This is a genomic window from Parabacteroides sp. AF18-52, assembly GCF_003479145.1.
GTDB classification, from domain to species: domain Bacteria; phylum Bacteroidota; class Bacteroidia; order Bacteroidales; family Tannerellaceae; genus Parabacteroides; species Parabacteroides faecis.
In genome coordinates this window covers 1-978 of sequence record NZ_QUGR01000046.1, presented here as the reverse complement: position 1 = coordinate 978, position 978 = coordinate 1, and the positions used below count along the sequence as shown (strand labels likewise).

The window sequence follows — 978 nt, the reverse complement described above, 5'->3', positions numbered from 1 at the left end:
TGTACTGGCACTTATATCCATCCATTTAGCCAGGGTGGCTTGTTTTCCGATGAATTCTCCTCTGCGGCAGATATAAGTCCTTTTATTTACAGTACAAAACCCGTCAGTGTGATAACAAAGACCGAATAGCAAGAGGTGCAGATGAGCCACCTGGCGGTCGATAATGTTGTTACTTTGCATCCGTTTAAACATCGAACGGGGTGTCTTGATAAAAGTTTGTCCGAGAAGGTCCCTAACAGAAGAATCTTTCGTAAGTAATTCATTTTCAATCTTTTTCTTTTTCATAACAATACAATTTAAAAGTGAAAAATTACTGAAATCGAAAATGAAATTAGTTTGTTGTTCTTAGTTTTCTGAAAATGAGCGATATAGACTATGCAGTGAAATCGTTTTGTCCTAAGGTCTGCAAGGCTATATAAATATAGAAAGAACTTTTTATAAAGATATATAAGCCTCCGGCATTTTTTCAGATTACAGCAAAACAAAGAACTTACTTCATTTAATCTCTCTGCAAAGGTAGATATGAACATCTCCGGATTATAGTACCAATTTTACCCGTTCTGTATTTCTTAGAATGCTGTTTCACAGCGGGTTAATAAATATTATTTTTTGTCTGTTGATTTGACTTTGTTTTTTAATGTTTTTATAAACTCTTGTATTTCAGTGTAATAGTCCGAGTATTTGTCGAATAGTTTCATGTTTTTGCAAACGGTACTCGCTGCATACTTAAATATGAAAAACGGATTTATAAATTCAGCGATCTTCTTGTATGAATAATCACCGAACAGACCGTTCTGCTTCAGTCCGGCAAAAAGTGAGATCATAAAAGCCACATACTCTTCAGGAACATGTTCGTTGTTCTTTTTTTTTATTCGTATTAATCGGTTTACGCATAATCTTTTAGTATCATGCTGTAAAACAACATTCTATGCTAACTAAACCGATCTCCTTTTCCTTGAAGCATATATCTTTCACCTT

General features: G+C 34.3%; 1 pseudogene. It reads right to left on the bottom strand.

From position 1 onward, the window contains the following. A pseudogene (locus DWX23_RS24765) lies at positions 1-285 on the bottom strand (hypothetical protein); the annotation flags it as partial. Between the last annotated feature and the right edge of the window lie 693 nt (positions 286-978).